Source organism: Nitrososphaerota archaeon, from assembly GCA_027887005.1.
In the GTDB taxonomy this organism is placed as follows: domain Archaea; phylum Thermoproteota; class Nitrososphaeria; order Nitrososphaerales; family Gagatemarchaeaceae; genus UBA183.
On the sequence record JAPCJI010000009.1, the window covers coordinates 18,848 to 44,522 of the forward strand.

28 protein-coding genes are annotated in these 25,675 nt (G+C 60.6%); 18 read left to right on the plus strand and 10 right to left on the minus strand.

The window, feature by feature from the left end:
* Positions 1 to 4 precede the first annotated feature (4 nt).
* Genes OK438_06925 through OK438_06935 form a run of 3 tightly spaced genes read right to left on the minus strand, consistent with a single transcriptional unit; the run spans position 5 to position 2,848 of the window.
* Positions 5 to 2,020: an FAD-dependent oxidoreductase gene (locus OK438_06925; GenBank protein MDA4125159.1), complete on the minus strand. Its 2,016-nt coding sequence runs from the start codon at positions 2,018 to 2,020 to the stop codon at positions 5 to 7.
* 33 nt (positions 2,021 to 2,053) lie between these two features.
* Positions 2,054 to 2,719, minus strand: a complete 666-nt coding sequence (locus OK438_06930) for an HAD family hydrolase (protein ID MDA4125160.1) — start codon at positions 2,717 to 2,719, stop codon at positions 2,054 to 2,056.
* Between the two features lie 3 nt (positions 2,720 to 2,722).
* On the minus strand, positions 2,723 to 2,848 hold the full coding sequence (locus tag OK438_06935) for a hypothetical protein (protein MDA4125161.1): 126 nt from the start codon (positions 2,846 to 2,848) through the stop codon (positions 2,723 to 2,725).
* A gap of 110 nt (positions 2,849 to 2,958) precedes the next feature.
* On the opposite strand from OK438_06935, the gene OK438_06940 reads away from it, so the two are divergent.
* The 6 genes from OK438_06940 (at position 2,959) to OK438_06965 (ending at position 10,502) form a co-directional block, all read left to right on the plus strand.
* Positions 2,959 to 4,329, plus strand: coding sequence for an MBL fold metallo-hydrolase (locus OK438_06940; GenBank protein ID MDA4125162.1), 1,371 nt, complete (start codon positions 2,959 to 2,961; stop codon positions 4,327 to 4,329).
* 33 nt (positions 4,330 to 4,362) lie between these two features.
* Positions 4,363 to 6,150 carry a M3 family oligoendopeptidase gene (locus OK438_06945; GenBank protein ID MDA4125163.1) on the plus strand — a complete coding sequence of 596 codons (1,788 nt, stop codon included), beginning with the start codon at positions 4,363 to 4,365 and terminating at the stop codon, positions 6,148 to 6,150.
* Between the two features lie 39 nt (positions 6,151 to 6,189).
* Positions 6,190 to 7,629: a TldD/PmbA family protein gene (locus OK438_06950; protein ID MDA4125164.1), complete on the plus strand. Its 1,440-nt coding sequence runs from the start codon at positions 6,190 to 6,192 to the stop codon at positions 7,627 to 7,629.
* A 7-nt stretch (positions 7,630 to 7,636) separates the two neighbouring features.
* Positions 7,637 to 8,968, plus strand: a complete 1,332-nt coding sequence (locus OK438_06955) for a TldD/PmbA family protein (protein MDA4125165.1) — start codon at positions 7,637 to 7,639, stop codon at positions 8,966 to 8,968.
* Between the two features lie 63 nt (positions 8,969 to 9,031).
* A complete protein-coding gene (locus OK438_06960) occupies positions 9,032 to 9,538 on the plus strand; it encodes an amino acid-binding protein (protein ID MDA4125166.1) in 507 nt (168 codons plus the stop codon).
* A 1-nt stretch (position 9,539) separates the two neighbouring features.
* On the plus strand, positions 9,540 to 10,502 hold the full coding sequence (locus OK438_06965; protein MDA4125167.1) for a carbohydrate kinase family protein: 963 nt from the start codon (positions 9,540 to 9,542) through the stop codon (positions 10,500 to 10,502).
* Here OK438_06965 and OK438_06970 read toward each other — a convergent pair whose 3' ends face one another.
* Positions 10,503 to 11,033, minus strand: coding sequence for a hypothetical protein (locus tag OK438_06970; protein ID MDA4125168.1), 531 nt, complete (start codon positions 11,031 to 11,033; stop codon positions 10,503 to 10,505).
* Between the two features lie 104 nt (positions 11,034 to 11,137).
* Between OK438_06970 and OK438_06975 the strand changes: the two genes are divergently transcribed.
* Positions 11,138 to 11,875, plus strand: a complete 738-nt coding sequence (locus OK438_06975; GenBank protein MDA4125169.1) for a hypothetical protein — start codon at positions 11,138 to 11,140, stop codon at positions 11,873 to 11,875.
* On the opposite strand, the gene OK438_06980 is transcribed toward OK438_06975, so the two are convergent.
* Together OK438_06980 and OK438_06985 are read right to left on the minus strand one after the other, a co-directional pair.
* Positions 11,859 to 12,869 carry an isocitrate/isopropylmalate dehydrogenase family protein gene (locus OK438_06980; GenBank protein MDA4125170.1) on the minus strand — a complete coding sequence of 337 codons (1,011 nt, stop codon included), beginning with the start codon at positions 12,867 to 12,869 and terminating at the stop codon, positions 11,859 to 11,861. The genes OK438_06975 and OK438_06980 overlap by 17 nt on opposite strands.
* 51 nt (positions 12,870 to 12,920) lie before the next feature.
* Positions 12,921 to 13,196, minus strand: coding sequence for an acylphosphatase (locus tag OK438_06985; GenBank protein ID MDA4125171.1), 276 nt, complete (start codon positions 13,194 to 13,196; stop codon positions 12,921 to 12,923).
* Positions 13,197 to 13,256: 60 nt separating this feature from the next.
* Here OK438_06985 and OK438_06990 point away from each other — a divergent pair, with 60 nt between their 5' ends.
* The 8 genes from OK438_06990 (at position 13,257) to OK438_07025 (ending at position 19,857) form a co-directional block, all read left to right on the plus strand.
* Positions 13,257 to 13,571, plus strand: a complete 315-nt coding sequence (locus OK438_06990) for an iron-sulfur cluster assembly protein (GenBank protein MDA4125172.1) — start codon at positions 13,257 to 13,259, stop codon at positions 13,569 to 13,571.
* 11 nt (positions 13,572 to 13,582) lie between these two features.
* On the plus strand, positions 13,583 to 14,056 hold the full coding sequence (locus OK438_06995) for a YbaK/EbsC family protein (GenBank protein ID MDA4125173.1): 474 nt from the start codon (positions 13,583 to 13,585) through the stop codon (positions 14,054 to 14,056).
* A gap of 24 nt (positions 14,057 to 14,080) precedes the next feature.
* Complete coding sequence (locus OK438_07000) at positions 14,081 to 15,070, plus strand: phosphate uptake regulator PhoU (protein MDA4125174.1); 990 nt, start codon at positions 14,081 to 14,083, stop codon at positions 15,068 to 15,070.
* An 81-nt stretch (positions 15,071 to 15,151) separates the two neighbouring features.
* Entirely contained in the window at positions 15,152 to 15,343 is a 192-nt protein-coding gene (locus OK438_07005; GenBank protein MDA4125175.1) for a hypothetical protein, read from the plus strand.
* Positions 15,344 to 15,416: 73 nt separating this feature from the next.
* Positions 15,417 to 17,060 carry a CTP synthase gene (locus OK438_07010; GenBank protein MDA4125176.1) on the plus strand — a complete coding sequence of 548 codons (1,644 nt, stop codon included), beginning with the start codon at positions 15,417 to 15,419 and terminating at the stop codon, positions 17,058 to 17,060.
* A gap of 120 nt (positions 17,061 to 17,180) precedes the next feature.
* Positions 17,181 to 17,762: an ECF transporter S component gene (locus tag OK438_07015; protein ID MDA4125177.1), complete on the plus strand. Its 582-nt coding sequence runs from the start codon at positions 17,181 to 17,183 to the stop codon at positions 17,760 to 17,762.
* Between the two features lie 12 nt (positions 17,763 to 17,774).
* Positions 17,775 to 18,824 carry an AIR synthase-related protein gene (locus OK438_07020; GenBank protein MDA4125178.1) on the plus strand — a complete coding sequence of 350 codons (1,050 nt, stop codon included), beginning with the start codon at positions 17,775 to 17,777 and terminating at the stop codon, positions 18,822 to 18,824.
* A 145-nt stretch (positions 18,825 to 18,969) separates the two neighbouring features.
* Positions 18,970 to 19,857, plus strand: a complete 888-nt coding sequence (locus tag OK438_07025; protein ID MDA4125179.1) for a hypothetical protein — start codon at positions 18,970 to 18,972, stop codon at positions 19,855 to 19,857.
* On the opposite strand, the gene OK438_07030 is transcribed toward OK438_07025, so the two are convergent.
* Entirely contained in the window at positions 19,849 to 21,060 is a 1,212-nt protein-coding gene (locus tag OK438_07030; protein ID MDA4125180.1) for a methionine adenosyltransferase, read from the minus strand. The two genes, OK438_07025 and OK438_07030, sit on opposite strands and share 9 nt — an antisense overlap.
* Positions 21,061 to 21,075: 15 nt before the next feature.
* A complete protein-coding gene (locus OK438_07035) occupies positions 21,076 to 21,327 on the minus strand; it encodes a U6 snRNA-associated Sm-like protein LSm6 (protein ID MDA4125181.1) in 252 nt (83 codons plus the stop codon).
* Between the two features lie 76 nt (positions 21,328 to 21,403).
* On the opposite strand from OK438_07035, the gene OK438_07040 reads away from it, so the two are divergent.
* On the plus strand, positions 21,404 to 22,120 hold the full coding sequence (locus OK438_07040) for an AAA family ATPase (protein MDA4125182.1): 717 nt from the start codon (positions 21,404 to 21,406) through the stop codon (positions 22,118 to 22,120).
* Between the two features lie 70 nt (positions 22,121 to 22,190).
* Positions 22,191 to 22,514 carry a hypothetical protein gene (locus OK438_07045; protein ID MDA4125183.1) on the plus strand — a complete coding sequence of 108 codons (324 nt, stop codon included), beginning with the start codon at positions 22,191 to 22,193 and terminating at the stop codon, positions 22,512 to 22,514.
* On the opposite strand, the gene OK438_07050 is transcribed toward OK438_07045, so the two are convergent.
* Positions 22,495 to 22,818 carry a hypothetical protein gene (locus OK438_07050; protein ID MDA4125184.1) on the minus strand — a complete coding sequence of 108 codons (324 nt, stop codon included), beginning with the start codon at positions 22,816 to 22,818 and terminating at the stop codon, positions 22,495 to 22,497. The two genes, OK438_07045 and OK438_07050, sit on opposite strands and share 20 nt — an antisense overlap.
* Here OK438_07050 and OK438_07055 point away from each other — a divergent pair.
* Complete coding sequence (locus OK438_07055; GenBank protein ID MDA4125185.1) at positions 22,805 to 24,610, plus strand: NFACT family protein; 1,806 nt, start codon at positions 22,805 to 22,807, stop codon at positions 24,608 to 24,610. The genes OK438_07050 and OK438_07055 overlap by 14 nt on opposite strands.
* A 48-nt stretch (positions 24,611 to 24,658) precedes the next feature.
* Here the strand turns inward: OK438_07055 and OK438_07060 are convergent.
* Positions 24,659 to 25,675 (minus strand): (Fe-S)-binding protein (locus tag OK438_07060; GenBank protein ID MDA4125186.1); only part of this gene is annotated, 1,017 nt, incomplete at its 5' end.

Genomic DNA, 25,675 nt, shown 5'->3' on the forward strand with positions numbered 1-25,675 from the left:
AGAACTAGTCGGCTCTTTGGAGCGATGTTATTATGGATTCTGCAGCCCGGAGTGCCATAGCCATGATCGATATCATCGGGTTGACCGCCGGGGTCGTGGGGAAGACGCACGCGTCGCCGACGAAGAGGTTCTTCACGGTGTGGAGTTCGCCCGTCGGCGATGTGGGTCCCATCGACGGGTCGCCGCTCATCCTGCATGAGCCCATCAGGTGAGCGCTGAAGAGCATCATCCTGTTGTAGGAGACCCCCCGGGACCTAACCATCTGCGAGAACGTGTCTATTTCTTTGGAGGTGAGCCGATTCTTGCCGTCCCCGACGACCACCGGGTCGTTGTGCGTGGTCCAGACGCTCACCGCCCCAGCCGCGGCAAGTATCTTTGCGGTCTCCTCCATTCCCCGGACCAGGGTGTCTTTGTCCTCGCGGCCCAGGTCGTAGGTGACGACTGGAAAGCCGTCCTTGTCTATGGCGACCCTCCCGGAGCTCCGCTCTCTAAGGAGGACGATGGATGCGGCTGACCTGGCGTAGTACTGCCTCATGAAGTCCTTGTGCTCCCGGCCCCCAGTCCAGGGAATTGCAAGCGCGAAGAGGCCGGGGTGGGCCGGGGCGGCCTCGACCCAGAACCCGTGATAGGTTCCGTCGAGGTCGACGAACTTCCACACAGCAACAGTCTGCGGAGGGCCGGACCAGGCCCTGATCTCCCTGTCGAACACCCCCCCTACAGCCACCGTGGGGTCCAGGCGCAGATACGTTCCCAGGTTCCTGTCCTTGATGCAGGAGCGCAGGAGCAGCGCGGGGGTCTCTATCCCTCCTCCGGCCACAACCACTGCCCTCGCTGCGACCTCGAGCCTGTGGTTCTTCCCACCGGCCGTGTGGGTCCCCACTATCCCGCGGGCTCTGCCTCCCAGGATGTCCACCCGCTCGACCCGGGTGTCGAAGACTGTCCTGGCCCCCTTCTTCTGGGCTGCGGGCAGGTAGGTGATCGAGGTGGATTTCTTGCAGACGTAGGCGCATCCGTAGGTACAGAAGTCGCACCTCTGGTTGCACCCGACTGCGTTCCTCTGAATGACCTCGTAGTCAGTGCCCTCGGCATAGCCAAGGGACCTGCAGCCGTCCCAGAGGACCTGGTTGTTGGGGTTCCTCTGGCTCTCCTTGGTGTTGACCCCTATGGCGCGCCACACTTCGTCGAGGTAGGACGAGAATGTCGGGCCGGCCACGCCCCCGATCCCGAAATCTGCCTCCCATTCCTTCAGGATGCGGCCTGGGGGTCTGAGGCAGGTGTTCCAGTTGACGGTCGTCCCGCCCCCCGCTCCCCTCCCAGCGAGAAGGACGAAAGACAGGTCTTTTGTCGCGGCCGTCCCGCTCTGCTGGAAGAGCTTCTGCATCATGAAGAACTCGCTTCGCCTGAAAGTCTTGGACGTCTCGTAGGGACCCTGCTCGACGACCACCACGTCGAAGCCCGCAGCGGAGAGCCGGTCGGCGATCACGCTCCCTCCAGCGCCGGAGCCCACCACTACGACGTCGCACGCGAGCTTGGTGTCGGCTCGAATGTCTACCGGGTTCAACAAGAGTTCGGCTGGCGTCTCGAGGGGAGGGTCGCCGAGCGGACCGGGGTAGCCTATGTCGGGCCAGTTCGGGTTCAGTCCGTCCGGGCCGGTCGAGGAGTAGTTCAGGAAGCAGGTCAGGCGCTTGAGAGCCTGAAAGGCCGTCCTCTTCAGGCCGATGGGGCTGTCCCTCCAGGCGCTCAGGTAACGCTGGCGGGCCTCGGGAGACAGCTGGGTGAACTTCGAAGGCGACCCCGTCAACACCAGGTTGTAGGGCCGGCTGTCGAAGACCGAAAGGACTCGGCGGAAGTCGCGGGCGTTGCCGGGCTGTAGCGCCTCCTCCACTGCTTCAGCAAGCAGACCGTCCACAGAGAGATCGGTCGCGCTTCGTCTGTAGAACGGGGACTGGTCCTCGAGCCCGGGCACCAGGGTGTCGCAGACTGACCTGAGGACTGCCCTCTCGGCCTCAGTCAGCTTCAACGCAAGACGGGCTTCACTGCCTTCGATTTAGGCCTATGCGCCCAGGACGCCTGCCAGCGCAGAGATGGAGGAGATCACATAATCGGCACCCTCGTCCTTGAGCGCAGCCTCGCTGAAGTTCCCCGTGGCCACGGCCACCACCTTGACCCCGGCCCTCTTCCCTGCCGACACGTCGTATAGGCTGTCTCCGACGTAGTAGACATCACGGGCCGGGATCCCCAAGAGGGAGACCGCCTTCTGCAATCCTTCGGGACTGGGCTTCATGGCGTCGACATCGTCTCGAGTGAGGACGAACTCGAAGCGGTCCGAGATGCCGCACCTCTTGAGCAGCTCGGAGGCCGCCTTCTTCCCACTATTGGTCAGGACGGCGAGGCGGACCCCGTTCGAAAGCAGGCGGTCGAGGGTGCCGCGGGTCTCGGGGAAGATGGATGCCGCACCCGCGCTTTCAAGTTCGAACCCGTCTAGGATCGAGTAGAGCTCCTTCCGCAGCTCAAGGAATTCATTGGGGTTCTTCCCCGACCCCACCTGAGACCTCGCATGGTCTACTATCTGCTGGGTGGGCGTCTTCATTCCAAGCCCATCGGTGTCGAACCCTCGACTGGCAAGCTCCGAGATGAGAGCCTTCCGGGTGCCGGCAACATCGAACTTGAATGTGACAAGAGTTCCGTCTATGTCGAAGACAGCCGCGACCTTGGCCACGGTCTAGATCTTCTTTTTGAAGAATAGGACTAGGATGGCGAGTCCCGCCAGACCGATGGCAGCAACTAGGATGTCGAACGAACCGTTGATGTCGCTACTGGCCTGAAGCACCGACATCACAGGGTACAAGCCGAGGGGTTTGGTTCGACGTTCGTATTTATCCGTTGCCGAGGCTCGGCTTTGGCAGACCAGGGACAGATGCGCAAAGCATTAAGTAATTTGTCACGCCCGACTCACCGATGAAGCCTCGCGTGACTCTCTATGGCGGGGTCGGCGAGATAGGCGGGAACAAGTTCGTCCTAGAAGACAGGGACACCAAGGTCTTGCTGGACTTCGGCTCGGGCTTCGCGGACGGCGGGGAGTTCTTTGAAGGCGGCATCGAACCACGTTCGGTCAACGGAGCAGGAGACCTCTTCGAGTTCGGTCTGCTTCCGGAGATCCCCGGTCTCTACTCGGAGAAGGCGCTGCAGAACACGAAGATCAGGTACGCAGCTCCAGAAATCGACGCCGTGGTTCTCAGCCACTATCACTGGGACCACATGGGGAGGATAACCCACGTCGACCCGAAGATTCCGGTGTACTGCGGAGAGACGACATCGCTGATACATGAGGCGAGCAGCGAGGCATCCTCTTCTCCGCTGGACGGGCATGAGATCAGGACTTTCAGGACAGGAGACAGGTTCAGGGTCGGGGCCATGGAGTTCGTGCCTGTCCACGTGGACCATTCGATACCGGGGACCTACGGATTCGTGGTCCACACGAGCGAGGGCACCCTGGCCTACACTGGGGACTTCAGGTTCCACGGGCCGGCCGGTTCGATGACGAGAGACTTCGTGGAGGCGGCCCGGAGGGCAAACCCGGACCTTCTGCTGACCGAAGGGACACGGGTCGCGCCTGGGCCCGCCGAGGGAGGCTTGAGCGAGCGCTCGGTCCTCGAGGAGGCGAAGAGGAAGGTCAAGGCCGGGAGGAAGCTTGTCCTTTCTACCTTTAGGGGCAACGATATCGACCGCATCAACACCTTCGACGCGGCCGCGAGGGAGTCAGGGAGGCGGCTTGTGGTCTCGATGAAGACCGCGTTGATACTGGATAAGCTTCGCCTCGACAAGAAACTCAGGGTGCCGCGGGTTGGCAAGGACGTCGGCGTCTACCTCAGAAGGAAGAGGTCAGGCACCCTCGACGACAAGGACTACTTTCCCTGGGAGAGGAGGTTCCTCGACAGTGGGGTCTCCGCGGCTGAGGTCAGGAGGAGGCAGAAGGAGACATTCCTCCATCTCGAGGTTTGGAACTTCCCTGAGCTGATCGACATCAGGCCGGACAGAGGAGGGACATACATCCATGCGGCCACCGAGGCTTTCAACGAGGAGGGTGAACAAGAGGAGACGGCCATCCGCAACTGGATCGACCACATGGGGTTCAGCTATCATCAGCTTCACGCGTCGGGGCACGCGCCGGGAGGCGAGGTCGGAGAGCTGGTCCGGCGGGTGGGGGCGAAGAAGGTCGTCCCTGTGCACACCGAACACCCCGAACTCTTCCGGAGGTTCAGGAGGAAGTCGGAGTGGGAGCTGGTGGTGCCGGCCAAGGGCAGGCCTATCCCAGTCGCGGCGAGCTGACAACTTATTACGGTCTCGGGTGCATATCATGGGTTGCACCGTCTTAGGTTCGCCCCAGGGCGGTGGAACTTGGAGGACGCCCTTCCTAGTGGCGAAGGGGAGCGGACGGATAGGAAGTTGGAGGAAATCAGGGCGAAGGCGAAGCGCTTTGAGGGACTCCGAGCGGGTATGGGAGGTTTCTCAAGGGAGGAACTCAAGTCCGCGCTTGGGCTGTACGAGGAAGTAGTTGACGGCCTGTTGAGGACCAGCGCCCAGGCCTACATGAGGTACTCCACTGACACCGCCGACCAGCAGGTCAAGGCGACCCTCGACCTGGTCGAAGACCTCAGGGCCGATGTAGATAACACGGTGCTCTTCTTCAGGTTGTGGTGGACAGCCCTCGACGGGTCCACGGCTGCGTCCCTGACCCCGGAGAACCCTGACTACCGCTATCTCCTCGGATACTGGAGGAAGCTGAAGCCTCACGTCCTCGACGAGAAGGTCGAACAGGCGGTCAACCTCAAGAACGTGACAGGGTTCCTGGGCTGGACCCACCACTATGACCAGGTCACATCTGGGTTCACCTTCACGATGAAGGTCAGGGGAGAGGTGGTCAAGGACGCCTCGGGGAAGCCAAAGAAAATGGTGGCCGAGGAGGTAATCAAGCTCTTCGCCTCTCCCGACCCGGCCCGACGAGAGGGGGCCTACAGGGCGCTCCTTGGGAGGTACGCCGAAGAGGGGGCAGTCGTCGGTGAGGTCTACAGGACCATCGTCCGGGACTGGAGGAACGAGTACGTCAAGATGCGCGGCTATCCGAGCGCCATCGCCATGCGCAACCTGGAGAACGACGTCCCCGACCGCGCCGTTGACACCCTGCTGGCGGCGTGCAGGAAGAACGCCTTTGTCTTCCAGGATTTTTTCAGGCTAAAGGCCAAGATACTGGGGAGGAAGATGACGAGGTATCACATCTACGCTCCCCTCGCCCTGAAAGAGAAGAAGGTGGGATACGGAGAGGCGGTGAACACTGTAATCGATGCATACAACGAGTTCGACCCCAGGGTCGCAGAGTTAGTGAAGAAGGTCTTCGAGGAAGAGCACGTCGATGCCTCTCCGAGGAGGGGCAAGACCCACGGGGCCTACTGCTACAGCATAACGCCGAAGGTAGTCCCCTATGTGTTCCTGAACTTCGCCGGGGTCACCCGCGATGTCTACACCATTGCCCACGAGCTGGGGCACGCGATCCACGGCCAGCTCGCATCGTCTCATTCTGTCCTGACCTTCCAGCCCCCGTTGGTGCTTGCAGAGACGGCCTCGGTCTTCGGCGAAATGATCCTTTTCGACAAGTTCATGCGCGAAGAGAAGGACGTCGAGATGAAGCGCGCTGTGCTACTGGAGAAGATCACTTCGATGTATTCTACAATCGCTCGACAGGCCTACTTCGTGGTCTTCGAGAGCCAGGCCCATCCGGCGGTCAACGAAGGGGCGACGGTTTCAGACCTCTGCACTCTGTACTCCAAGAGCCTGCGGGATCAGTTCGGGTCAGCCGTGGAAGTGCCCGAGGAGTTCAAGTGGGAATGGACCTACATCCCCCACATCTTCCACACTCCTTTCTACTGCTACGCCTACGCCTTCGGGAACCTGCTGAGTCTCGCGCTCTACGACGCTTACTCGAGGGAGGGAAGGGAGTTCGTTCCGAAGTATCTGAAGCTCCTTGCATACGGCGGGTCCAAGAGCCCTGCGGGGATCCTGGGGGAGGTGGGTGTGGACATCTCGTCGGCGAAGTTATGGGAGAGCGGCTTCGGGGTCATCCGACGGATGGTCCGAGACCTCCAGAAGCTCTGAAGAAAACGCAGAAATAAGCTGGCTGTGCCGCGACAGCCGTTGAAGCTGGGAGAAGCCAAGGACCTCGCGGAGACAGCGGTTTCCACCTCCCTGTCTGCCGGTGCAAGCTACGCTGAGGCCAGGGTCCAGACCACTAGGGGGAGGCAGTTCCTACTGAAGAACGGGGAGTCCCAGCCCTCTTTCTTCGCCGAGGGGTACGGCATCGGGATCCGGGTCATTTCTCGAGGCGCTCTTGGGTTCGGGGCCACGAACGACATGAAGGCCGCCGTCGTGAGAAGCCTTGCGAAGGGTACCGTTAAACTGGCGAACGCTTCAGCCCCGGCGCTCACTCACCCCATCGCCTTCGACGAATCGAAGGCGGCGAGGACAAAGTGGGCGGCTCCCGAGAAAGAAAAAATCGAGAACGCAGATTCCGCATGGCTGAGGAGCGTCCTCCTGGACATGGAGAAGAGGATAGCCGGGAGGAAGGCGGGGGTCAAGATCCCGGGGAGGCTCCTGGGGCTCGGCGCAGAACTCGAAGAGAAGTACTACGTCAACAGCGATGGGGCGAAGGTCGAAGCGAGGCTTCCGAGGATCCTGTTCTTCGGGTCACTGACCGCCATGGAGGGCGGGGCGGCGGCCCAGAGGTTCATCCAGCAGGGGGAGACCGGAGGACTCGAGGTAGTCAAGAGGATCAAGCTGGTGGAGAAGGTGGAGGAGGAGGCTAAGACTCTGGGGAGGGTACTGAAGACAGCCAGGAAGTCTCCCACGGACGTGGTGGACGTCGTCCTGAGCCCGGAGCTCTCGGGGATCGCAGCCCACGAGTCGGTGGGCCATCCTCAGGAGGCAGACAGGGTGCTTGGGAGGGAGGGAGCACAGGCAGGCGAGTCCTACCTGAAAGCCGACAGCCTGGGCAGGAAGATCGGAAGCGAGGAGGCCAACGTCAGCGACGACCCGACCCTGGTCCACTCCATGGGCTACACCCCCGTCGACGACGAAGGGGTCGAGGGGAAGAAGAGGAGGCTGATCAAGGACGGAGTGATCAGTGAATTCCTCCAGAACCGGACGACGGCGAAGGAGTTCGGCCTGACGAGCAACGGCGCGTCGCGCTCGGTGGGGTTCGACAGGGAGCCCATTATCAGGATGTCGAACACGTTCGTCGAGCCGGGGGACTACTCCACGGACGAGTTGATCCATGAGGTGAAGCATGGAGTCTTCTTCAAGACCTTCACAGAATGGAACATCGACGACAAGAGGCTCAACCAGAGGTACGTGGCGCTGGAGGCGTACTTGATCGAGAAGGGAGAGGTCAAGGGCCTAGTGAAGTCTCCGGTGCTCGAGATCACTACCCCCAAGCTGTGGGGGAGCGTCAAGGCGAGGAGCAGGCACATGGAGTACGAGGCGGCAACCTGCGGGAAAGGAGACCCTCAGCAGGGCGCGCCGGTCTGGACGGGCGGACCTGAGACTCTCTTGGGCGGGATACGGCTCGGAGAGAGGTGACCTGAGGATGGACCTGGATTCGCTCAACGAGAACGCGGTTTCGACGGCCATGAAACTCGGGGCAGAGGACGCTGTGGCGCTCAGCGCCATAGGGAAGGACAGGATGATCAGGTTTGCTAACAATTCGGTGACGACCGTGAACCAGGTCGAGGAGGCGGAGCTGACGGTTTACCTCGCGAAGGCAAAGCGGAGGGCCATAGCTTCCACATCGAACCTCGAACCGTCGAGCGTAAGGAAGTTCGTCGGCGACCTCTTTGGCTCTTTGAAGGGGCTGCCGGTGTCGGAGTACGTGCCGCTCCCGGACAGGGCACTCAGGTTCTCACCAAGCCCGCTCGGGGTGGACAAGAAATTGGAAGGAGCTGGGAAGGAGCTCCCCGAACTGGCGAAGAGCGCAATCTCAGCATCGCTGGCTGCGGGGGGGAAGAGGTCGGCAGGAGTGATCGACACCGGGACAGTCATCTACTCGATCCTGACCTCCACTGGTACCAGGGGCTCGGACTCCAGGGCCTCGATCACCCTGAACATCAGGTCGTTCGCCGAGAAGGATGCAAGCGGCCACGGGCTGTCCTGCTCTTCGACCTTCGGTGGCTTCGACCCTGAGGAGGCCGGTAGGAGGGCGGGGACAGATGCGAAAAAGATGGTGACTGCCTCGGAGCCGGAGGCGGGGAGCTACAACGTAATCTTCAGCCCGACGGTCGCTTCCAACATTGTGGAGACGGTGGCGGGGGCGGCGTCGGCCTTCTCGGTCGATTCGGGAGTCTCCTATTTGGCGGAGAAGATCGGCAAGAAAGTCGCTTCGAAAGCGTTCAACCTGACCGACCATGGGACCGTCAAGGGAGGTCTGGGCGGAAGGGTCTTCGACGACGAGGGGACGAAAACGAAGTCGACCCCCATAATCAAAGGCGGAGTCCTGAAGAGCTATCTTCACAACCTGACCACAGCCAGGAAGTGGAAGACGGCGAGCACGGGGAGCGCCGGCTTCGTGGACCCGCACCCGTGGAACCTGGAGGTAGGGGCGGGGGACTCCTCCTTCGAGGAGATGGTGGGCGAAACGAAGAAGGGCATCATCCTCACAAGCAACTGGTACACCAGGTTCAAGAACTACAGGACCGGCGAGTTCTCAACGGTCCCCAGGGACGGCGCCTACCTGGTCGAAGGGGGGAAGGTCACGAGGCCCCTGAAGGGGATGAGGGCCGGAGATGACCTGGAACGATTCTTCTCGTCCGTGCGGCTCCTGTCGAAGAGCAGGGAGTGGATCCAATGGTGGGAGGTCGACACCCCGACTCTCTGCCCCTGGCTTTTGGTCGACGGCGTTAAGATAACAAGGGCCTACGGATAGACATCAGACATGAGCGACGGTGCACGGTAAGCCTCATTAAAGTACGGTTTCGTACACAGACTCGTGTGGCCGCGAATCAAGGAACAGTTCTCCAGGCAGGTCGTGCGGCCAGATGTGGTGCGGAAGATGATCGAGTGCGGGATGCGCGTCTCGGAGGACGACAAGATCTACGTAGGTGACGTCGAAGTCGACTATTCTGCCGTGGCCAGGGCCGTCGACGTAGACAGGAGGGTGGTCAAGCAGACGGCTCAGCAGATCCACAGGAACCGGTATCTCTACTCGATATTCTCCAGGACGAGACCCATGGGTGCGAGCCTCGTGGACCTGGTGTCCGTGCTCGGGTACAGCGCGCTGATAATCGAGGCTGACCCGAAGTCGCCGGGGGTGATGGCGGGGGTGGCAGAGATCCTATCAAGGCACGGAATGGTGGTCAGGCAGGCGATTGCCGAGGACCCCGAGATGGTTCCCGACGCAAAGATGACCCTGGTCATCGAAGGACAGCTCTCCGGACGAGCATTGGAGGAGCTGAACGCCCTGAAAACCGTGAAGAGCCTGAAGATCCTGAAGTAGATTGGCCCGACCGTTCGACGTCGCCGTAATGCACGACTTCTTCGTCGACAGGCTCGTCCGGACCAAGGACCTTTCGGGACTTCTGCGGGAAGTGGGGTCGAAGGCGAGGGCGGGTGGCGGGGGCATCCACGACGTCAGCCAGTCCGAGATCAAGGGGGGGAACGCGGTCAACCTGGCCCACGCCCTCGCGAAGTTGGGTCTGAGGACGCTGCTCATCACCCACACTGACAGCGTCCACGATGCGCTGTTGAGGGAGCCGTTCGAAGGCCTGGACGCGGAGGTGAGGGCCAAGCCGAAGCCACCGGGGTTGACCGTTGCGTTCGAGGAGAGGGCCAACGTGATGCTCGGAGAGGGGGGCGGCGCCGCGGATTTCGGCCCTGAACTGCTCGGCCCGGAAGACTGGGAGTCGTTGAAGACCGCCAGGCTTGTCTGCTCGGTGAACTGGGCCGCGAACAGGAGTGGGACCAGGCTTCTTTCGGAGCTTAGGAAGAGGCTTGGCCGGGCCAAGACGATCTTCTTCGACCCGGCGGACGTCCGGGACAGGCTTGATCGGTATCGCGAACTTCTGAAGCTGACCCGTGACCATCACCTAATCGATTGGATGAGCCTCAACGAGCAGGAGGCCCTAGCGACCTCGAAAGTGCTCGGGGTCGGTGGGAAGACACTTGAGGAGAAATGCCTTGGAATCGGCAGGACCCTGGGCATCGAACTGGACGTCCACACTGAGGAGGGCTCGATGACCCTGGAGAAGGGGAAGGTCGTCTCATTTCGGTCAGGGCCGGTCATTCCAAAGCGGCTCACGGGCGCGGGGGACGTATGGGGGGCAGCGACGATCTATGGTCGGCTGAAGAAGGTCAAGGCAGAGGAAAGGCTCAGGTTTGCGAACGCTGCAGCGGCAATCTATCTAAGAGGACGCGAGCCCGTTCCGCCATCCCTGGAACAGGTCCTCGCTCGGGCAGGATGACTACTTCTCCAGCATCCTGGAGAAAGTCCAAGCGATCGTGTTGAGCAGCTCGTTGAGCCTCGCCTTCTCTCGGTAGTTCTCGATCATTATCCTACCTATCGTCCCGTTGTTCTCTTCGACGTCGAAGCGGAGTTCCATGCCCTTCGCAAGCTTGCCGGCCGCGACAAGGTTCTCGTCCTTCGACTTCATCTCCTGGAGAATCTTACCCAGGAGGAAGGATTTGAAGGGCGGGGTGCTGGGCCTAAGCATCACGCCGTCCTTTGGCTCGATTGAAACCCCGTCGGGCGTGACAGCGGCCGTTGCGAGTACCTGTCCGCCCTTGTCGCGTTTGATTTCTCTCATCTCCGGAGCATCCTTTGCCTCTGCCATCATCTCGATGGCTGGCTTGAAGGTCGTCGCCCTGAGCGTCGCGTCGACATAGCCCAGGGTTTCACGGAGTCGGTCAATTTCCTCCTCGAAGTCTGCAATCCTTCGCTCCAGCCAAAGCTTGAGTTCCGCAGCCTTCTTGACTTCGCTGTCCTGGGCGGCCAACAGGGCACGTCAGCAGGTTGTCGCTAAAAAGATTAGTCGCCGAGCCCTTTCTAGCGGGGGTCCTCGCTGAAACTATTAATGCGGACGGCAGAAAACGGCCCAAGTTGCTGCGCCCAAGGCGGAGGACGAGGCTGGTCGCTACCGCAGCGGTGTTCGCCTCGATCTACGCCATACTGGGACTGATTCCAATCTCAGCCCTGGTCGGGACGGGGGGGTTCATAACATTCCGCGAGGCCATCAGCCCGCTTGCAGGGATGGTGCTGGGGCCGCTGGCGGGAGGCCTGTCGATAGTGTTGGGCGTCTTCCTCGACTTCGGATTGGGCAGGCCTGTCGTCTTCCTGGGTCTCGACTTCATGGTGGACCTGCTCGCCGCGGTCCTCGCTGGGCTCTGCTTCACTGGAAGGAGGAAGCTTGCCCTAGGCCTTCCCATCTTGGTGTTGGCTGTCTTCGTGTCGAGTCCGTTCTCCCTCCCTTCGGTCGGGGTCGGTGGTGTGGAGGTGCCCTTCGTCTGGATGCATCTACTCTCGGTGGTAGCGCTCGGGGCTGCCCTTCTACTTGAAGCCAGGAAGGTGATCGGAAGGCTGAGCTGGGCGTTCGTGACGTCGGTGACGCTTGCGTCGACCATGGCTGCCCATGCGATGGGAGGAATCCTGACGGAGAATGTTTACCTGGCCAGGGGGGTCCTCTTCGGTTACCAGACCGTTTCTTCGTACTGGACCTACATCTTCTACCTTTACCCCGAGGAGCGCATCTTCCTCACGGTGGTGGGCGCGCTAGTTTCAGTGCCCGTCCTTAGGGCCCTTTCCCGGACTCGGCGAGACGAGGCTATAGCTTCCGGATGATCGCCTGTACCATCTGCGTGGTCCCCGCCTTCCCACCGAGGTCGTAGGTCAGGCTCTTCCCCTCCCGAACCACATCGAAGGTAGCATCGAAGATGGCCTTGGACGCCTTCTTCTCTCCGATGTAGTCCAGCATCCAGGCTCCGGAGAGGATGGTGGCGGTCGGGTTGACCTTGTTCTTCCCCTTGTACTTTGGGGTGCTGCCGTGGGCGGGCTCGAACATCGCGTAGCCGTCTCCAAAGTTCCCCGAGTAGACCATCCCCACGCTCCCGATGAGGCCGGAGGCTTCTTCGGACATTATGTCCATGAACAGGTTCGTCCCCAATATCACGCTCCTGTTGAACCTCTGAGGGTTCTTGACAAGCTGCTGGGCGAAGTTGTCGATTAACAGGTCCTCCAGCTCGATCCCTGGGTGCTTCCGCCCCACGGCTCGGACGGAGTCGAGGAACATGGTGTCGGTGACCTTTAGGATGTTGGCTTTCGAGATGGCAACGACTCTCTTCCAGCCTCGTCGCTCGGCCTCGGCAAAGGCGAACTTTGCGACGCTCGTGGATTTTGCTTTGGTGATCAGTCTGATCGCGATCGAAACGTCGTCCGAGAGCTTGTGCTCGAGCCCCGCGTAGAGCCCCTCCGTCGCCTCTCTGACGATGACGAAGTCGACGTCGCCAAGGGGTCCGGTCTGGCCGGGGAAGGTCTTGACGGGCCGCACGTTGGCGTAGAGGTTGAACTTCTGCCTGATGCTCACTGCCACGCTGCGCGGAGTGCCTGGAATGGGAAGGGTCGTGGTAGGGCCCTTGAGGCAGGTGTCGGATTCCTCGAGGACCTTCCAGGTCTCGTCGGGGATGAAGCTGGGCCCCCTGTTCTTCTCCCACCATTCTGACCCTGCTTCACAGGAGAGGAACTCTGCCCCGGTCCCTGCAGCCTTCAGAACCGAGAGGGTAGCGTCGACAAGCTCGGGCCCTGTCCCGTCGCCATTGATCACAGCGACCTTCTTCAAGAAGACTTCGAACCCGCTGCCCAAGGCTCCGCTTAAAACGCTTGCTCGCAGTCATCCTTCGATTCTGAATCCTCTGGAGTTTCGGGTTCTCGTCTTCTCCACCCTGATGGAGTCGACCCGGGCGCGCGCGGGGCCTCGCTTGGCCCATTCGAGGACGCGTCTGACGTGGGCCTCCTCGCCCTCGAGGAAGGCGTCGACAGTGCCGTCTTCCTTGTTTCTGACCCAGCCGGCAACTGCGTTGGTTGCGGCGACTTCAGCCATCGAAGCGCGAAAGAAGACACCGTGGACGAGACCGAATATCTTCAACCTTACCGCGATTCTAGGCATGTGCCTGGGGCCCGCTCTCGCGCTAAAGCGATAAATACTCTGTGAGGCATCTGAGACCAGTTGTCCGAAGCTCAGGTCGACAGAGCAGAACTGGAGCGCGGTTTAGGCAAGATCATCGACCCTGAGCTTGGGAGGCCTATCACCGACCTCAAGCTTATCGACAATCTCACGACAGAAGGAGGCTTCGTGAACCTGGAATTCCATCTGACCGCCCCCTTCTGCCCGCCTGTATTCGCCCTGAAGATCGCAAGCGACATCAAGGCGACCGTGATGTCCACCAAGGGGGTGACAGACTCGAAGGTCACGCTGCGGGGCCACTATCTCGCTGACGCGGTCAACAAGCAGGTCAACAAGCCGGTCCAGCCTCACCCCTAGGTTGGAAGCTCTTGCCTGGCAGTAAGGAACTGGTTGCAGACTTCCTGAGCAAAGCCGGAATCCCGGTGGAAGTGAGGGAATTCAGCGGGAGCACGAAGAACTCCGCTCTCGCGGCCCAGGAGCTCGGGTGCGGCGTCGAACAGATAGCCAAGAGCATAGTCTTCAAGGGAAGCAGGACCTTCGTCGTGGTGCTTTCTGGAGACAGGAAAGTGGATGCTGCAAAGCTGGAGAATCTCGTGAAGGGACCCGTCAAGGCGGCCACGCCTGACGAGGTCAGGGAGAACACCGGGTTCCCCGTCGGGGGAGTCCCTCCTTTTCCGCACAGGGATGGGGTGGAAGTCATACCCGACCTCTCGCTTGCGAGGTTCGCCGATGTCTGGGCGGCGGCAGGCACCCCCAATGCCGTGTTTCGGGTCAGGACGGAGGACCTCTTCAGGATGCTTGGCAGAGAGCCCGCGGAGCTTTCAGTCCCTCAACAGATATAGAGTGCAGTCCCTCTCTATAGAGGGTTGGACGCCAGGAAGGTGCTGGAGATGGGGGGAGGGACGCTGTTGATTTCTCTTCCCAAGGCATGGGTAAAGAAGAATGGGGTCAGGAAGGGGGCGACCGTCGCGGTCGAGGAACTTTCGGGGAGGAAGCTCTTGGTCAGGCCCATCGAAGATGCGGAGGAGAAGCCAAGGGAGATCGAACTCGAGTATCCAGGGGAGGACTTCGGCCACGTGGCCAACGACCTCACCAGCGCCTACCTGCTCGGTTACGACCTGATACGAATCGTCGGGAAGAAGGTCATCTCCCGCGAAGACAGGGCGATGCTGAAGGCGACCATGGGGCACCTGGTCGGTCTCGAAATCATGGACGAGGATGCGAAGAAGATAACGATCCAGTTCCTCCTCGAACCGTCGGCGATAATCCCCGAGAGGATCGTAAGGAGGATGTCCAGCATCCTCGGTGGGATGCTGAGGGACACAGCGGAGGGCCTGACCAAGGGGGACTCGAAGCTCCTGGGGCTGGTCGCCGAACGGGATGACGAGGTGGACCGGCTGTACTTCCTGCTCGTCCGGGCCATCAGGGCGGCGATAATGCGCCCAGAGGTGGCCGAAGGGTATGGCCTGTCACCGGTTGACGTGCTCGACTACCGAGTGCTCGCGAGCTTCCTCGAGAGCGAGGGGGATGCGGTCGCCGAGCTTTCCAAGGACCTCCGCGCGGCCCGGAGTTCGAAGGAGCTCTCCCGTCGATACTCCTCCTGCGTGGCGAAGCTTGAACAGATGACCGACCTGGCGACCCAGGCGTTCCTCTCACGCAGGGCAAGCAGACTCAGGACAATCAACGCCAAGGTCAACGGACTCGCAGATGAGGTGACCGAGAGCCTAGCGTCCATCGGACAGCTCCCCGCGGCCGAGGGCAATCACATGGTGAAGATTCTGGGCACCTTGGAGAGGGCGAGCAAGCTCCTCGTGGACGTGTCTGACCTGGCAGTGATTACTCAGCCTGTGTCGTGAGCGGCCAAGTTTGAGAGGTCCCGAAGATGACATGGGACATGAGGGGGGTGGAAGCGTCTCAATCCTTAAGAGACTCCAATCGTGGAAACCACATTTGCCGCACTGACGCCTAAGATTGTTCTGGTTCCGGCCGGATTGGGAACGTTGGACAAGTCCTTCCAGGTGAAGACGATCGATTGGAGCAAGTCATCTGAAGGATACATCAAGACTAGCGCAAATGGGAAGGAGCTGACGATTCCCCTGTCCTCCATACTCTACGTCGAATCTGACTAGCGTCCGGGTAACCGAACCCCGGTACCCCTGGCTAGACCCTAAGGCTTAATTACGGATGGCATCCAGTTTCTATATGCCGAAGTACCTTTTTGTGACTGGAGGCGTGATGTCGGGCCTCGGCAAGGGCATAACAACCTCCTCCGTGGCCAAATTGCTGGAGCTGTCGGGGCTCGAAGCGACCTGCCTGAAAATCGACCCATATCTGAACTTCGACGCAGGGACCATGAACCCTGTTACCCACGGCGAGGTCTTCGTGACAGACGACGGCGGGGAGACCGACATGGACCTGGGGAACTATGAAAGGTTCCTCGACCGAGACATGTCGAGGTCCAACAACATAACGACCGGCCAGGTGTACAAGAAAGTCATTGACGATGAGAGGAGGGGAAGGTTCCTCGGCAAGTCGGTCCAGATAATTCCCCATGTGACGGACGAGATCAAGAGAAGGGTCAGGGAGCTCGCAGTCAATTCAAAGGTGGATGTCCTGGTGGTTGAGGTCGGGGGGACAATCGGGGACATTGAGAGCCTGCCCTTCCTCGAGGCGTTAAGGCAGATGAGGATGGAGGAGGGCCCGGAGAGGACCCTGTTCCTTCACGTCAGCCTCGCCCCTGAACTGTCCGTGGTCGGAGAGATGAAGACGAAGCCGACCCAGCACAGCGTCCAGGAGATGCGAAGGATCGGGCTCCAGCCCGACATCCTCGTGATACGGGGGACGAGGTCCCTGCCGAAGGAGGCGAAGGAAAAGGTCTCTCTTTTCACCAGCGTGCCTGTGGAAAGCGTTGTCTCCGACCCGGACGTCGAGTCAATCTACCAGGTTCCCCGGCTCCTGGAGAAGGAGGGAGTGCTGAAGCCCATCCTGAAACAGTTCGGCATCAGGTCAAGGCTGAGCATCGCGGCATGGAATGTTGTCGCCGACAGGTTCCTGGACCAGGAGAAGACGGTCAGGATCGCCATGGTGGGGAAGTACGCGAGCCTGGCCGACAGCTACGTGAGCGTCAACGAGGCTTTGAGCCATGCGGCTGCTGTCAACGGTGTCAGGGTGAGGATCTCGTGGATCGAGTCCGAGGACATCGAGGGGGACAGGGCCAAACTTGCCCTGCTAGAAGGCTACGATGGGGTGGTAATACCCCAGGGGTTCGGGAGCCGGGGCACCGAAGGAAAGATAGCCGCGGCGAACCATGCGAGAGTGAAGGGGATACCGTATCTCGGGCTCTGCTTCGGATTCCAGCTGGCAAGCATCTCGTTCGCCAGGCACGTGCTCGGGCTGACCAGAGCGAACACGACGGAAGTTGACCCCGAGACGCCTAATCCAGTCATCGACCTGCTGCCCGAGCAGAGGGAGGTTTCCGACCTGGGTGGGACCATGAGACTCGGAGGCCACGATGTATTCCTCAAGAAGCCGTCTCGGGCCTTCGAGATCTATGGACGAGACAAGATACGCGAGAGGCACAGACACAGGTTCGAGCTGAACCAGAAGTACCTCGAGAAGTTCGAGAAGAAGGGGATGCACTACACTGCATTCAGCGACAACGGCAGGAGGGCTGAGATAATGGAGTTGGATGGTCACCCGTTCTACATGGGCACCCAGTTCCACCCGGAGTACATCAGCAGGCCCGAGAGGCCCGAGCCCATCTACGTGGAGTTCATGGCAGCGGCCAGAAGGAGGTTAGAGGGGTCGTCAAACGAAGGAGAAAGAATGAAGGCCCTGGCTCGCTGAGCGACCGGCTTCACCAACGACGTCACTCCGAAAAGTGTGGTTCAACGGCGCCTCTGTGGGGCGCCCATCCACGAATCGCCGGGGGGACAATTCATAAAGCCACGAACCTCGAACGCGGCCGTGAGTGACACAGGGCAAGAGCCTGCTAGGCCTCCCAGGCCGAGCGCGTCCACGAACCTCGCCGTCGTCGTAGTATTCTCTTCTCTGATAGCCCTCGCCACTTTCTTTTCGATAAAACTCCCAACCCCGCTGGGTGAAATCACCTGGGCCCCGCCCATCTACATGGCCCTGAGTGTGTTGGCTGGGCCGAGGACCGGGGCTGCCGCCACGGGGATCGGTTCCTTTGTTGGTGAATCGCTGAACGTCGCTTTCCTGGGGTGGCCTGCGATATACGCGCCCGGAATCGTATGGGCAAGGGCCCCGGAAGCGCTGATCATAGGATGGGCGCGGCGAAGGGGGACAAGAACTTTGGCGGCAGCGATGGTCGGAGCGACTGTCTTTGAGACCCTCGCGTTCTTCTTTCCTGACTGGGCGTTCTACACGTTCGGGGTCTTCGGGTACGGAAGCCCGACCGGGGCTAGTACGGGCTTCTATGCGGCCCTGCCTGATTTCCTGACACTGCTCGACCTTGCGTTCATCCCCATTGCCTTCGTCCTGATCCGAGTAGCCAGACCCGCCTTCAAGCGGCTCGGATTCGAGTAGGATCTGGTTACCTTGCTTCACGCAGGCAAGGCGAGCTCGGGTTTCATGCAGAACGTCGTCTACTCGAGCCTGGGGAAGAAAACCGACCGCCTGATTGTCGGCCCCGGGGTAGGAGCCGACAACGCCGTCATCGCACTCGGGGGCAAGCGTGTCATGATTCTCACCGTCGACCCGGTCTCCGTCATCCCGCCCTTCGGTATCGAGCTCTCAGCATGGCTCAGCGTCCACCTGATCGCGTCCGACTATACTACTTCGGGACTGAAACCCGAGTACGCCACTTTCAGCTTCAACTTTCCCCCTGAGATGCCCCAGGCCGCCATGGAGGGATATGTCAGGGCCGTGGGTCAGGAATGCGAGAGGCTCGGCGTTGTAGTGGCTGCAGGGCACACGGGGAGCTATCCCGGAGCGGGATTCACTGTGATTGGAGCCGGCTCGATGTTCGGATTTGCCGACCGGGGTGCGTATGTGGAAACGTCGATGGCAAGGGAGGGGGATTCGATTCTGATGACAAAGTTCGCAGCGATTGAGGCGGCCGCATCACTGGCTCTTGCCTTTCCCCGCCACGCTGAGCAAAAGGTGGGCAATCGAGTAGCCTCCAAGGTCAGGCAAATGATCAGGCTCTGCTCCACCGTGGAAGATGCCATGGCCGCCGCGGGCGTGGGCCTGGGCAAGCTCGGGGTAACGTCGATGCACGACGCGACGGAGGGAGGAATCCTAGGAGGGCTCTACGAGATGGCGTCCGCATCCGGACGTGCCTTCGCTGTAGACGAGAAGAAGATCAACCTGTCCGATGATGCGTCCGCGGTCTGCGCTGCCTTCGGTATCAACCCACTTACGTCGCTGAGCGAAGGGACGCTCCTGATTACCTGCGCCTCGCAGAGAGTTGATGAGCTGAGCAGGAGGCTGCGTCGGCATGAGATCCCCACACAAGAGATTGGCAAGGTTCGCGAGGGAACAGGACTCTGGGTGTCGAGAATGGGAAAAAAGGCCCAGCTGGCCAGGCCTCCGAAGGACGGATACTGGCGGGCGTACGACCGCGCGGTCTCCAAAGGTCTGAGCTAGTCATCCTGTTCGGCACTGTCTGCCCCCGAGACTCGCTTTCAGTCACGACGCCACCTGGTTGACCTCCGCTCTTCACCTTTCTCAACGATTCGAGCCCATCGGCCATTTGATATACCGATTCCCCTCAGACGGCATCGAGCTGGCAATGTCGTCGATAGAACGGGCGGCCCATGTAATTAAGTCACTGAAGGACGAGGAGTGGAGGACGCTTGCAGGCCTGGAGCGAGCAGCGACGGGCCAGGGGACCGCCGACCTGGGCAGGCTGTCGAGGATGAGCAGGCTCCCCGTCGAAAGGGTCAGGTTCGCAGTTGGAAGGCTCCAGAAGACCGGCCTCGTCGCAAGGCACGGCGCTGGCTTCGCACTGACCAAGGAGGCGGTGGAGGCCATGGCCCTGAAGGACTACGTGAAGAAGGACCTCATCTTCGCCCTGGGCGCGATAATAGCCAAAGGGAAGGAGTCGGACGTCTACGAGGCGGTCACAGAAGAAGGGACTCCGTATGCGTTGAAGTTCTACAAGCTGGGGCGAACTAGCTTCACCAAGGTGCGGAAGAAGAGGTTCAAGGAGGAGTCGGGGATGAGGAGCTGGGTTACCGCCAACTACGAAGCCGCGAACAGAGAATACAACGCCCTGAGGAAGCTGGAAGGCATCTCCCCCACATTCCCGAAGGTGATCTCCCATAGCCGAAGCACAGTCCTCCTGGAAGAGCTGTCAGGGGTGAGGCTCTCTCAGAGGCCCGAACTCGAAGACGCGGGCGGGGCGGAACGAGACATCCTGGAGTCGATGCGGATGGCCTATGTCGAAGCTGGGCTGGTGAACGGGGACCTGAGCGAGTACAACGTCCTTACCGACGGTAGGCATTTCTGGCTGATAGACTGGCCACAGGCTGTCGGCAGAGCGCATCCGAACAGCGCTGAATTGATGGAGCACGACGTCACGGCCATCGTCAGGTTCTTCACGCGGGCCTACGGGGTCGGCCTCGACCGGCAGAGGGCGCTGGAGTTCGCGAAAGGGGAAAGCGAGAGCCTAGAATAGGGCGACCTTCCGCTCCAGGATCAGCTTCGTCACCTTCCTTATGTCGCGGAGGGAATCGTCGAGGATCGACAGGACGTCCCTGTTGACGGAGGACATCTTGGTCCCCTTCTTCAGCACCACGGCAGCGCTGGCGATGAGGGGCTGGTCGATGGGATTGCCGATCCGGCTTAGAATCCTGACGTAGGCTTCCTCCACTCCCGGGACCTCTTTGACGATTTCTCTTGAAGCAAGAATCGCCAGGGCGTTCAGTATCTTTCCAGTGTGGTTGACGGGGTTCTTCCCTGCGGTCGCCTCCATCGAATACTGACGCATCGGAGAGATGAGCCCGTTGACCCTGTTCCCCCTGCCAGTGTTACCGTCGTCCCCCTGCTCCGCGGAGGTTCCCGTGACGGTCAGGTAGTACTCTCCTCTCTTGGGGTCGTCCCCGGCGTTAAGTTTGTAGTTGACGTCGAGGTCGACCTTCGATGTCAGCCTGTCCAGCTCGTCTGATACGTCTCCTAGCACGCTCTTGTAGTGGCTGGCATCCGGAACCTTGGGGCCTACCATGGCCGCGGCCACTGTCATGTCCAGCCTCTTGCCGCGCCTGAGCGCCATCACCTTCACGTCCTCTCCGACTTCGGGGTACCTTTTCTTGAATTCGGCGTCGTTGAGCTTCTTTTCGATCTGAAGGACAAGGCTCTCCGTCGGGGTCAGGGGCGCGTAGCCTACTCCGATTGAAGTGTCGTTGGACACGGGCATGGCACCCTTGCGCATGAAGACCGCTACAAGGTCGGGGGAGCCCTGCTTGATCTTGGTGTCTATCACCATGTGCTTCTCCGGGTCGAGGAAGCGCATGGTCTCTGTGATGAACTTCTTGATTGACTCGCGTGCGATCCTCTCGACTGGGACGTCGACGTTCTTGCCGTGGAAGGGTACAAGTTCTGTGGCCCTGCCCGCGACCATCAGGTAGATCGGCGTGGTCACCTTCCCGCCCCCGAACCGTGGAGCCGACTTTCCTCCTACGAGGATCCCCTTGTCGACGTTGTGGTGGAGGATCGAGCCGAAGTTCTCTAGATAGTAATCGCACAGTCCGAGGGATACCGCCTCCGAGGCGCCGTCTATGAGGCTGTCCGGGTGCCCTTTGCCCTTCCGCTCAACGATCTCGACCTCGAAGTCTTTGACCCCGTAGCCCTTGATCTCTTCTACGTGAAGCGATCTTTGCACCCTGGGAGTGCCTCCCTAGAGTCTGTCCTCTATCCTGATGTAGAGGACGTTGTTGCCCCGGATAACGACCTTCCCGTAGTTGGCCTTCTTCGAGCCGTTTTCTGACTCCTCCGCGTCAACCAGTATCACGTTCATGTAAGGGTCGACGTTCGACATCTTGCCCTTGTATTCGATCTCGCTCTTCAGCCGGACGGACACCTGTTTGTTGATCGCCTTCTGGAGCACGTTGAGAGGACGTTTGGCCTGTGGAGGAGGCTGAGAATTCATTCGGACTTTTTCGCGCTCCCCTTGTCAGAGTTAAAAAGACATCGGTATTCATGGGAGAAACTAAACTGGTGTAGTGGTGGAAATTCCAGCAGCGACAGAAATCAACGGCGCCGACGCTGCAAGGCGGCTCTCTTCTCTGCAGTCATATCCCAGCGGTTCTGCTGCGCTGGACAGGCTCCTAGGAGGAGGATACAAGGCAGGAAGAGTGGCGGAGTTCTTCGGGAAGAGCAACAGCGGGAAGACCCAGCTCGCGATGCAGGCGGTGCTCTGCGCGGCGAGGGCAGGAGTGAATTCGCTCTTCATCGATACCGAAGGGAGCTTCAGGCCGGAGAGGCTAGAGGAGGTCGCAAGGGTCAGAGGATGGAAGGTGGAGGGGCTTCTCGAAAGGATCCTGTTCCTGAGGGTCGATTCGTTCTCGGAGCAGATGGAGCTGGTCTCCCGGATGGGAAGGAGAGAGGCGACCCGCGCCTGCCGAGTCGTGGTCCTCGACACCCTGACGCGCAACTTTTCGCTAGAGCTCCCGGGAAGCTCCAATCTGGCAAGCAGGCAGGGTGCAATCAACGTCCATCTCAGCCAGATGGCCAGAGACGCGTACCTCAATGGGAGGGCCTACGTCCTGACCAACCGGGTCACCTTCGGCCCGTCGAAGGAGGTGAGCATCGGCGGAAGCACGGTCGAGCAACTTGTCGGCGCCTGCGTCAGGCTCGAGAGGGACGGGGACAGGGTGAGGGCCACGCATCTCGGGACGGGGGAAAGTGCGATCGCATCCCTGGGCCCGGGCGGAGTCGATTGAAACTTCCTGACCCATGGTTCAATGATTTTGCGCCACTGGCTTAAGGAAGGTTAATTATCTTGAAAGAGCCGTGCTCACGAGCAAAATCGTGTACGAAGGCGTTTCGTCTATACTCGATTCTCTCGGGAAGTCAGACCTTGAGGGAGCGAAGAGGAAGCTTGGAGCACTCGGCCCCGAGGTGAAGACGGAGAAGGAAAGGGGGAGCCTCCTGGCCGCTGCCGGAATCCTTGCCAGCATGACCCGGGCGAAGGATGGGACGATGCAGTCCTGGGACCACGCTAGGATCGAGCGGGCCGCGGGTTCGATAATCTCGAACCAGTTGGCAGACGACTTCGACCAGGGCTACGCTGACACGCTGATGAGTTACTCGAAGCTCATGCAGGGTAAAGCGTAAAGAGAAGGATCCAGGTAAACAGGAAGACGAAGGCGTAGCCACCTATGCCGGTGCTGTACATCTTCCCCACGTACTGCTTCGCAAGGTCCTTGAACCAGAGGTAGCGTGCCAGGTAGTAGGAAGCAAGGTAGAAGACTACGCCCATCAAGAGGCCGTTGGAGTAATCCACCCCGAAGACCAGCTCTGCCAGCAGTCCGGCTGCAACTCCGAGGCCAACACGGAGCCAATAGAGCTTATCAAATGGCAGGGAGGCCGGAGGCTTTGTGGCTGAACTTACTGGCTTTGAAGTCTTGGCACTCGTCAAGGAAATAGAATCGGGCCTGCGAGGAACCTACGTTAATAACATTTACACGATGGGGGAGGCCCAACTCCTCCGCTTCCGCAAGCCGGGAGGAGAGGAGGTCTGGCTTGTCGCGTCTCCACATCTGGGGGTCTGGGTGTCCTCTCAGGCCTCGGAGAGGACGGATACGAACGAGTTCACTACAAATCTCCGGAGGGAGCTGGAAAGGACAAGATTCTCGGGGGTGAGGCAGGTGGACCTCGACAGGGTCTTCGAACTCACCTTCGGAGAGGGGCCAGAGCTGAGGAGGCTCATCGTCGAGCTGATGCCTCCCGGGAACGTCATAGTGACAGACCGCGGCGGGAGGATAATCCAGCTGATGCGAGAGGTGCGGTCCCCGGGCCGGAGGCTCCTGAAGGGGATGCCCTACGTACCCCCCGGACAGAGAAGGACGAGCCCGGCCTCGGTCGACGCCAGGAGCGTGCGCGAGATGGCGCTGGCCGAGAAGACGGTCGGCAGGGCGATAGGGAGGCACGTTTCCCTCCCGAGGAAGTACATCGCAGAGGTCCTTCACAGGCTGTCCCTTCAGGACGATTCTCCGTCCAAGATGCTGGATGGAAGGGAGTCGGAACTTGTGGGTGTATTCGGAGAGCTGACGAGGCAGGCTACCGAAGACCCGCACCCCTGCCTCTGTGAAGTCGGGTCGGGGGACGAAATCTTCGTTATCGTCCCCACTGCGTTCAAGGTCAAGAGAGAAGCGAGTTCCCTGTCGTCCCTCTGCGACGAGCTCCTACTCCCTGAAGTCCTGAGTAAGACGATGGAAGAAGAAACGCCGGAAGAGGTTGCCCGTCGAGAACTGAAGACGGCGATAGAGAAGCTGAAGGCTGAGGAGGAAGCCCTTGTGGCGGAAGCCTCGAAGCTTCGCGCGGCAGCCCGGGAAGTGGCTGGGGCGAGTTCGGGGGAGGGAGCGTTGGCGCTCCTGAAGACCATGGGGATAGGTCCGCGGAAACAGCCAACCTCCCCAGCCGCCGCAGCTTCCCTCGTCTATGACAGGGCGAAGGACCTGGACGCCAAGGCATCAGCAGTCGGAAAGGCGATCGACCGCCTGGTGAAGAAGACCCCTCGCAAGAGCGGTCGGGAGGAGGCTCGCACGAAAAAATTTTCGAGAAGGAAGCAGGAATGGTATGAAAAGTTCAGGTGGTTCCGCACGAGCGCGGGGAAGCTGGCCATTGGTGGAAGGGATGCGCACTCGAATTCGACCCTCGTAAGGCGCCACCTCCAGGACGGGGACGTCGCCTATCACGCTGACCTTTTCGGCTCACCATTCTTCGTCTTGAAAGGCGGGAAGGAGCAGACTGACCAGGAAGTCATCGAGGTCGCCCAGGCCACCGTAGCCTTCAGCAGCGCCTGGAAGACTGGATTGGGCACGGCGGACGCCTACTGGGTGGAGCCCTCCCAGGTGGGAACGGCAGCACCAAGCGGGGAATACCTGGCTCGAGGAAGCTTTGCGATAAAGGGAAAGAAGAACTTCGTCACGGGGAACCTCGTCGAGCTGGCCGTCGGGGTGGATGAGTCAGGCCGGGTGATGGCTGGGCCGGAAGCTGCTATCTCTCTGAACGCTTCGAGGTATGTCGTGATGAAGCCCCACAGGGAGAAGGGGTCGGAGACAGCCAAGAGGGTGCTCAACGACCTCATGAAGGGGACAGGGGAACGCCCCTTCGCGATTGCCCTGGACGACGTTCTTCGGGCCCTCCCGGCGGGGGGCGGCAGGGTCGTGAGGGTCTCAGGCGGCGCCCAGGACCGAAAACCCGCCTGACCTGGAAGCCCGGCCCGCTGTTTACGTTATCTTGAGCCCGGAAGCAGGCTAGCCAAGGGAGTCCGCAACGATTTCGGCGACGTCTCTCACTTCCATGCCGGAGTTCATGACCTTGGTGGTGTCGTCGAACATCGAAAGGCAGAAGGGACACTCGGTCGCGATCGCGTCGGCGCCCGTCTTCATCGCCTCCTCGGTCCTTATGCCCGCTATGGACCGCTGCTGCGGGACCTTGAACCAGTAGTTCGACCCGCCGGCGCCGCAGCAGAACGTCTTCTCCTTCTTCCGCCCCATCTCGCGGAGCTCCGCCCCCGTGGCCTCGAGAGCCTCCCTCGGCTCGTCGAAGATGCTGTTGTACCTCGAGGCATAGCAGGCGTCGTGCAGGGTGACGGATATCTTGGCGAGCTTCTCCGGGGGGATTCTGACCTTTCCCTCCCGGATCAGGTCGGAGATGAGCTTGGTGTGGTAGACTACCTCGTAGCTCCCACCGAAGCCTGGGTATTCGTTCTTCAGAGAGTTGAAGCAGTGCGGGCATGCTGCGATCACCTTCTTGACGCCGTAGGAATTCAGCTTCTCTATGTTCTGGTATGCGAGCTCCTGATACCGTCCCTCCTCCCCGAGCCGCCTGGCGGGGTCCCCGGTGCACATCTCCTCGTTGGCGAGGATCGCGAAGGAGACCCCGGCGTGCTTGAGGATCTTGGAAAGCGATTTCGCGATGTTCTGGGCCCGCTGGTCGAAGGAGGAGATGCATCCGACCCAGTACACATACTCTGCCTTGGGGTTCTCTGCGAGGGTAGGGATGCCTAGCCCCGCCGCCCAGTCTCCCCTTGTGCTGGCCTTGAACCCGTACGGATTGTGGCTCTGGCCCAGGTTCTCCAGCATGGTCGATTTCTCTCTGTCGAGCTTCCCCCTCCCGACCAGGTCCCTGCGCAGGTCGTAGATCATGTCAAGGTGCTTGACGCTGACAGGGCAGCTGCTGACGCAGGCGCCGCAAGAGGTGCACGACCAGAGTTCGTCCTCGCTGACTGTGGAGAAGGGGTCGGACGAGCCCTGGCCGGCCGCGTCGGA

Coding starts and splice junctions, on each gene's coding strand:
- OK438_06940 (MDA4125162.1), top strand. CDS start 2,959: ATGAAGCCTCGCGTGACTCTCTATGGCGGGGTCGGCGAGATAGGCGGG.
- OK438_06955 (MDA4125165.1), top strand. CDS start 7,637: ATGGACCTGGATTCGCTCAACGAGAACGCGGTTTCGACGGCCATGAAA.
- OK438_06985 (MDA4125171.1), bottom strand. CDS start 13,196: ATGCCTAGAATCGCGGTAAGGTTGAAGATATTCGGTCTCGTCCACGGT.
- OK438_07010 (MDA4125176.1), top strand. CDS start 15,417: ATGCCGAAGTACCTTTTTGTGACTGGAGGCGTGATGTCGGGCCTCGGC.
- OK438_07025 (MDA4125179.1), top strand. CDS start 18,970: ATGTCGTCGATAGAACGGGCGGCCCATGTAATTAAGTCACTGAAGGAC.
- OK438_07035 (MDA4125181.1), bottom strand. CDS start 21,327: ATGAATTCTCAGCCTCCTCCACAGGCCAAACGTCCTCTCAACGTGCTC.